Source organism: Bulleidia sp. HCP3S3_C9 (assembly GCF_052064035.1).
Lineage (GTDB): Bacteria > Bacillota_I > Bacilli_A > Erysipelotrichales > Erysipelotrichaceae > Bulleidia.
In genome coordinates, this window is sequence record NZ_JBQHWJ010000070.1 from 1 (window position 1) to 7661 (window position 7661).

General features: G+C 36.6%; 9 protein-coding genes. 1 reads left to right on the plus strand and 8 read right to left on the minus strand.

The features are described 5' to 3' along the window. Positions 1–277: 277 nt before the first annotated feature. Complete coding sequence (locus ACTND6_RS09975) at positions 278–685, minus strand: hypothetical protein (RefSeq protein ID WP_178175452.1); 408 nt, start codon at positions 683–685, stop codon at positions 278–280. 89 nt (positions 686–774) lie between these two features. On the opposite strand from ACTND6_RS09975, the gene ACTND6_RS09980 reads away from it, so the two are divergent. Further along, positions 775–1614 carry a DegV family protein gene (locus tag ACTND6_RS09980; RefSeq protein WP_441023958.1) on the plus strand — a complete coding sequence of 280 codons (840 nt, stop codon included), beginning with the start codon at positions 775–777 and terminating at the stop codon, positions 1612–1614. A gap of 9 nt (positions 1615–1623) precedes the next feature. Here ACTND6_RS09980 and ACTND6_RS09985 read toward each other — a convergent pair whose 3' ends face one another. The 7 genes from ACTND6_RS09985 to ACTND6_RS10015 all read right to left on the minus strand — a co-directional run. Continuing rightward, a complete protein-coding gene (locus ACTND6_RS09985) occupies positions 1624–1995 on the minus strand; it encodes a hypothetical protein (protein ID WP_441023960.1) in 372 nt (123 codons plus the stop codon). A gap of 2 nt (positions 1996–1997) precedes the next feature. After that, positions 1998–2492: a hypothetical protein gene (locus tag ACTND6_RS09990; RefSeq protein WP_441023962.1), complete on the minus strand. Its 495-nt coding sequence runs from the start codon at positions 2490–2492 to the stop codon at positions 1998–2000. Beyond that, positions 2492–3478 (minus strand): MYG1 family protein, encoded by a 987-nt coding sequence (locus tag ACTND6_RS09995; RefSeq protein ID WP_178175456.1) that lies wholly within the window; start codon positions 3476–3478, stop codon positions 2492–2494. Before ACTND6_RS09995 ends, ACTND6_RS09990 begins: the two co-directional genes overlap by 1 nt. An 86-nt stretch (positions 3479–3564) precedes the next feature. Continuing rightward, positions 3565–3807, minus strand: a complete 243-nt coding sequence (locus ACTND6_RS10000; protein WP_178175457.1) for a cell division protein SepF — start codon at positions 3805–3807, stop codon at positions 3565–3567. 56 nt (positions 3808–3863) lie between these two features. After that, entirely contained in the window at positions 3864–5207 is a 1344-nt protein-coding gene (locus ACTND6_RS10005) for a replication-associated recombination protein A (RefSeq protein ID WP_441023965.1), read from the minus strand. A 72-nt stretch (positions 5208–5279) separates the two neighbouring features. After that, positions 5280–7334 carry an FAD-dependent oxidoreductase gene (locus ACTND6_RS10010; protein WP_441023968.1) on the minus strand — a complete coding sequence of 685 codons (2055 nt, stop codon included), beginning with the start codon at positions 7332–7334 and terminating at the stop codon, positions 5280–5282. Between the two features lie 146 nt (positions 7335–7480). Next, positions 7481–7661 (minus strand): hypothetical protein (locus ACTND6_RS10015; protein WP_441023970.1); only part of this gene is annotated, 181 nt, incomplete at its 5' end.

The window sequence follows — 7661 nt, forward strand, 5'->3', positions numbered from 1 at the left end:
CTCAGTGCTTTTTTTATGATTTCAGATTTAGATGCTTTGGATTTGTCCAGCCACGAAATAATATCTTTATCCTTGTCAAGATTAAACCATACAGTTACTCTTGTCATCTTGTTTTTCTGGTAATCCATATCATATTTGGCTTTGTCATTTTTAGATCTCATAGTCCTTACCTCACAGCTATATTATAGTATAACTAGCCGCTAGTTTAAAATATTTAAATTAAAACCTCACTGTTTTTTGTGAGGTTTTATTTGAAGGACTTTTTCAACAGTCTCGCCTAAGCATTCTTTTTGATATATGCATTCATATAATAAACAATGTTTTCTTTTGGAATCAGAACAACTTCTTCATTCTTTTTATAATTCAATGTAATTCCACCAAACGTATCTTCTTGAAAAATTGGATCTAATAATGCTTTGATGTTCAATGTATAAGCACGAGCGGAACAACATTGATCAAACTTTTTCTTTGAAGTATAGACATGAAAGTAAAAACGATCATCCATCTCTACCTGCATATGTCCTGGATCAATCGATCCATCTTCAAGTGGTTCACCATAAATAATAATTTCATTATCATGAATGATTGCCTGTAGTAATTCATTCATCATTTTCTTTTCATTTTCTTCAGATGCATCTTCTAAATATACATGTGCTGCTTCTTCTAATTTTAATAATTCCTGCATGTTTTACCTCATCTTGAAAATAATTCTATCAGATATTTAAAATCTTTGTTATAATGGTTCACGTTGTTAACCAACAAAGGAGAGTATATATGAGTATTCGTATTATTACAGAATCATCCTCTGATATTGAACAGAGCATGGCAAAAGAATTAGATATTACAGTTTTACCAATTCATTTACATATTGGTAATGAAGATTATATTGATGGTTTTACGTTAAGTAAATCACGCTTCTATGAGCTATTGATTGAAGAAGATGCACTGCCAAAAACATCACAGATCACACCGTATGAATATGAACAAGCAACAGATACAGATGATGAATGTATTATCATCACAATTGCATCAGAACTAAGTGGATGCTATCGCAATGCATGCTTTGCTTCAGAAGAAAAGAACAATGTCCATGTCATTGATTCAAGAAGTGCATGTTTAGGACAAGGTCTTCTTGTTAAGCGTGCAGTACAGTTAAGAGATGAAGGAAAGACATGTCAGGAAATTGTTGATACCTTAGAAAAAGAAAAGAGCCATGTACGTATCATCGCATTGATGAATACACTGGAATATCTAAAAAAAGGTGGAAGAATTTCTGCAGTTGCGTATGCGGCAGGTTCTCTTCTTGGCATCAAACCTGTTATTTCTATTGAAGATGGTCAAATCATTACCGTAGGAAAAGCAAGAGGATCTAGAAGTGGAAATAACATGCTTGTCAGCCAGATTGATAAATATGGCGGAATTGATTTCTCACGACCATTTGCTTTAGGCTATTCAGGTCTTTCTTCAGCTAAACTAGACAAATACATCAAAGATTCTTCTGCATTATATGAAGGAAAAACAGATAACCTTCCAATTACACAAATTGGACCAACCATTGGTACATATGCTGGTGAAGATGCTATCGCACTTGCATGGTTCGATAATTCAAAATAAAAGAAAGCATCATACGCTTTCTTTCAGTCTTCGATAAATATCCTTATATTCTGCATCATCCATTTGATAAGAAATTCTCGCAAATGCTTCTAATACCAAAGAAGCATTTTTTGTCTGGAAACAAAGATCAAATGATTTCTTCATGAAGGAATCTTCTTTCATTTCCACAGAGATATCATCTGTATTTCCACACCTCGATTGACACAATTTACATCCAGGAGAAATCTTATCTTTCTCTTCATGAATCAAAGCAATCAATTGCTGAGGATCATTTTCACTATGCAGAACATCCATCAAAATCTTTTCCGTATTCGGTGTTTTTGTATTTGCAGCACACACTCTAGCAAGCCCAAAACACGCCGCAATGACAATTTGATCCATGATTACTTCTGAGGAACAAGACCCTGGTTCATAGAAACTGGTCTTGTTTTTCTGACTCTGCCAATCTTGAAGATACCGGAAGCTGTAATAGAGATTTCATTTGCGCGTCCAGGGTATTTTTCCTGATTGTTTTCTCTCACATATGCTTTTCCCTGAATCAGTACACGATCACCTTCTTCTAAACCGTATACCTCATCTGCTCTCCAGTCTTTTGCAGTAAAGGAAACAATATCTCTAGAACCTTCTCCATTGGATTCATGACGGTAGTCTCTACAATTCAACTCTCTTAATAATGTAGAAATCTTGCGATCCTGGTTGTAGATAGAAAGTCTTCCAAATGCCATCTTCTGATTTTGATTTTCACCTAAATCTGTACGAATATGAACAATACCTTCTTCTTCAATCGTTCCAATCATTGTTACATAGTAACAAACGATTTTCTGTTCCGCATCACGAATCGTTTCAAACGCAAAATAATCTTTATGTCTTTCTGCCATTATTTATCTCCTTTATCATTCATTGCGATGTTTGCCATTTTCATCGCTCCCTGCTGTGTTTGACATCCTGCTAAAAATCCAGAAGGATGACAGAAGATTGCATCTTCTACCCCACTGCATTTCTGTAATTCTTCTTTTCTAAGACCATACCATTCCTTTGGAAGTGGATGTCTATAAGATGTACGATCTGATGGATCATCTAACACACATTGAATATTCCAGCCACCTCTTAAAGCAGGTGAAATCACATACCATAGATCTTCTGCCTTTGGATTGCTATTTGATTGTGAAGTAACAACACCCTGCCATGGTGCAAAGTGTTCAAGAATCATTAGATGTCCTGCAGAATAATCAATATGCTGAAGGATATAATCCCTTCCATCCAGCGCATCCATAATAGAATCCAGACGATTCAAAAATACATCCTGTGCAAAAGACATTGCATCCATAAATGCTTCATATGGATCTCTGTCACTTTCCCAGCTAGGATTAAAATCTTTAATCACTTGTGAAATCGTAAATTCCGTCTGTGAAATATGCTGAATTGCTGATTTCTGTTTATCAAGAATGTTTGGCATCGATTCCATTGTATTCATAATATAGTCAAAACCATTATCATTTGCATCAATGCCAAGAACAAGAGATTTCTCCATCTTTGTATAAACAGAATCATAATACCTTTCTGGACAATTCTGTGTCTCTAAGATATCACGATAATATTTTCTCCAGACAAGCCCACAAGCTGCATATGGTACATCTGTTCCAGGATGTGTTTCATTTCTTTGTTTACATTCTTCCGTATGGTGGTCTAATTCTCCTCCACCAATATCAAAGATGATCCAGTTTTCTTTATCTTCAGGGACATCATCATCCCCGCCTCTTACAATATTGACATCATCACTCAGCAATGAAAGCATTGCTGCAGCAAATACGTCATCCGCATGGAATAATCCATTATGCGTAAATAGATTTAATTTATCAGGCATACAGGTGTTCTCCTAATCCAAAATGTATTATACAAAAAAAAGTTCATGAGTAAAGAGAAAACGGGATGATATATCCCGATTTTTCGTTAAAGTTCAATTGTACCTGTAATTTGAGATTCTGTAGGAACACAGATAATTACATTTGTTCCTGCTCTTTCAATCTTACCGTGCAAAGCATAAACTGTACCAGTTAAGAAATCGATAAATCGTTGTGCTGTCGCACGATCTAAGCGATGCAAATTCAAAACTACAGTATTTCCAGCAAGAAGTGCATCTGCACTGTTTCTTGCTTCTTCGAATGTTCTTGGTTCATAAAGATTGTAATCCATGAGTATTCTCCTTAATTTTACCCGTTTATTGTATCACTATTTTACAGTGTTTACTTTCACTTTTTCTTTTCAGCATGATACTTTTTACCAATCATGTCGTAATATTTCTTTAATTTACCTTCATAGGCAACATCACTCATCTCAAATAGTGAAACATTTTTGATTTTATCTGGTAAATATTGCTGTGGAACAAAATGATTTGGATAATCATGTGCATATTTATAGCCAACACCACGATCTAGTTTCGCTGCACTTTTATAATGTGCATCTTTTAGATATGAAGGTATTTCAAGATTACCTGTTTCCTGTACAAGTTCCATTGCTTTAAAGATACCTGCACTTGCAGCATTTGACTTAGGTGCACATGCAACATAGCACGCAGCATTTGCCAGTATGATCTGGCTTTCTGGCATGCCGACTCTTTCTACCGCTAAAGCTGCGTTTACTGCGACTTCCAGTGCTCTAGGATCTGCAACACCACACTCTTCACTCGCAGCAATCATGATTCTTCTTGCAATAAAGCGAATGTCTTCTCCAACCGTTAACATTCTAGCTAAATAATACAGCGTTGCATCTGGATCAGATCCACGCATGCTTTTGATAAAGGCAGAAATCGTATCATAATGATTATCACCTGTTTTATCATAGCGAATAGCACGCTTCTGGATGCATTCTTCAGCTACTTCTAAACTGATATGAACATTCCCATCTTCATCTGGATCTGTCGTAATAGATGCCAGTTCTAATGCATTTAATACCGTTCTAGCATCTCCATCTGCACTGTCTGCCAAAAATGCTTTTGCATCTTCATCAATTGTGACATTATACATGCCAATCCCTTTAATAGGATCATCCACTGCCTTTTGAATAAGATCCATAAGATCTTGTTTACTAAGTGGCTTTAATTCAAAGATTCTGCTTCTGCTTAAAAGAGCACCATTGACTTCAAAATATGGATTCTCTGTTGTAGCACCAATTAAAGTCACAGTACCATCTTCAACATATGGCAGCAAGAAATCCTGTTGTGCCTTATTAAAGCGATGAATTTCATCAATAAACAAGATTGTTTTCTTAGAATATTGTGCAAAATTCTCTTTTGCTTTTTCAACAATCAATTCAAGATCTTTCTTTCCAGCAATCGTCGCATTGACCTGTTCAAAATCAGCACTGGTTGAATTAGCAATCACTTTTGCAAGTGTTGTCTTTCCTGTTCCTGGAGGACCATAAAAAATGATAGAGCTGATCTGATCTGCTTTGATTGCACGATACAGCAGTTTATCTTTTCCAATGATATGTTTTTGGCCAATTACTTCATCCAGTGTTGCTGGACGCATACGTGCAGCGAGTGGTTCATCTTTTTTTCTTTCTTGTTCACTTGAAACTTCAAATAGATCTGTCATGTATTTATTCTATCAAATCCTGAAATATAAAAAAAGCAGTTTACCAAAATGAGTAAACCACTTTCTGATCTATTATTGTGCAGCAGATGCACCAGCAATGTGACCAAATGTGAAGATATCAGCAACAGCGTTACCACCTAGTCTATTACCGGCATGAATACCACCTGTAACTTCACCTGCAGCCCACAAGCCATTAATTGCATTGCCACTTTCATCTAATACTTCAGCATTTGTATTAATCTGAACACCACCCATTGTATGATGGATAGATGCTTTTCTTGGAGAGATTACAAAGCCTGCATCTGGATTGTTTTCAATTGCATCAATATCAATTGCTCCTGCAAGCACTTCTTTTCCAAAATCATCATCTTTCTGATTTGCTACATATGTGTTGTACTTTTCAATTGTTGCACGTAATGCTTCTTCAGAGAAAGCTGGAGCTGCTCCACCAGCACTTGTCTTAGAATTTTCAGCTAATTCTTTTAATGTTGAACCATACCATACATGTCCATTATCAACCATAGATTGTACTGTTGTTCCAAATAAACCATCATCTAAAGTTGCACCCTGTAATTCACCATTTTCATTTACATCCTTACCAGCGTAAATAATATAGAAGATTCCATTATCTAATGCTAAAGAAGCCTTAGCAAGTACATCACGTTCAGCATATTCATTCACAAAACGATTACCTTCGCCATCAATCCAGATCTGCTGAGAAGCATCACCCCAGATACCATCTGTCATTGTACCCTTGATAGGAGAAGAAGAAGGCATGAGCTGTACAACATCCAGTCCAACTGTACCAGCACCAATTTCCTGTGCCATAACAATACCATCACCTGTATTTGTACCAACGTTTGTTGTTAATGTATGATCTGTTAAATTATCACCCCAGTAGTTGTCATATTCCTTAACCATCTTAGGATTTGCACCATAACCACCAGATGTTAAGATAACACCCTTCTTTGTATTAACAGTAACCTTTGTACCATCTGCCTTTTCACAGTTTGCACCAACAACTTTACCATTTTCATCTGTAATCAATGACTTTGCGGCAACTTCTGTATAGAGCTTAACGCCTTCTTTTTCAGCAGCCTTTTTTAAAGTATCAATGAGTGGTGTAGAAGTCATGAACTTATGTGTTCTAGGCCACATTGCACCAAGAACTGTGAATAAAGATTTACCAGCACCCTTGCCATACTGACCTTCAACATTTAATGAGTCAACGCACCATTCATATGTTCCAAGTGCATTTTCAGCAAGTGTTCTAGCAAGATCGATATCACTGGCAACCCACTTGCCATCGTTCATCTGTCTTAAACCACCTGTATAGATGTGCCACATATGTAATTCAACAGAATCATATCCAGGCATATCCTTACCAACAGTCTTACCTTCATTTTCAGCATAGAATTTCTTAATATCAGCCTGCAAGTCAGCTAATACTTCTTTCCATTCAGGGAATGCATCAAAGTGTAGTTTTTCATCAGATGCCTTGAGTGCTAAATAGCCATCTAATGTTGTTTTCTGTGCTTCTGTTAAAATTGTTTCAGCCTGTGCATCGTCATCATTCGCATTGAATGCACCACCCTGCATTAATGTATTACCACCAGCAACAGAGCTCTTTTCAATCATGATAACTTCAGCACCTTCTTGTGCGGCAGTAGTAGCTGCAGAAAAGCCTGCACCACCAGCACCTACAACTAACAAGTCTGTATCCCAGACTTCGTCTTTACCAGCTTCAGCATGATATGCGTTTGCTTCGAGCTTGTCCATATCAAGACCAGCAGCCTTTGCAGCTTCACTAGCTGCACGCATAATCGCATTGGATGCAAATGTTGCACCAGTAACTGTGTCTAAAGTTGTTGTCTGATGCTCAACGATCTGTTGTGGAATTCTTTCCATTGCTACACTGGCAATGGATGGTGTTTCTGAAATTTCAGTTAATTCTACGTTTGTGATCTTTCCACCATCAACAGATAAAGTGACTGTTACTGGACCTTGCATACCTGTAGAAGAACCAGTAAAAGTCTTTCCAGAAGCGTTTGCAGTAGAACCTGCAGAGCTTGCACATCCAGCCAGCATTAAAGATGCAGCTAAAAGTGCTGTAAAAGATTTTTTCATTATTTTTCCTCCTCTTTTGAGGAGTGTATTATACAGTATTTCTTACCTTCTTGTAAATATTTTCACAATCAAAAATCAAATTTGGAACTTTGTTCCAATTTTACTGAATGAGCAAAAAAATAGGCTATATTAGCAAAATGGTGAATTCAAGAAATAGAATAAATGAAAAGATCATCTTTCTTCATGTCAGCACTACGGAAGAAATCTGTGATCTGATGCATTCTTTTCTTGATTGATAATAGAATTTCCTGTGTATCACAGCCTGTGTACTCTCTTGCCAGTGTGAATAGAGCTGCATATCTATTGATATACTTGCTCCCTACTCCA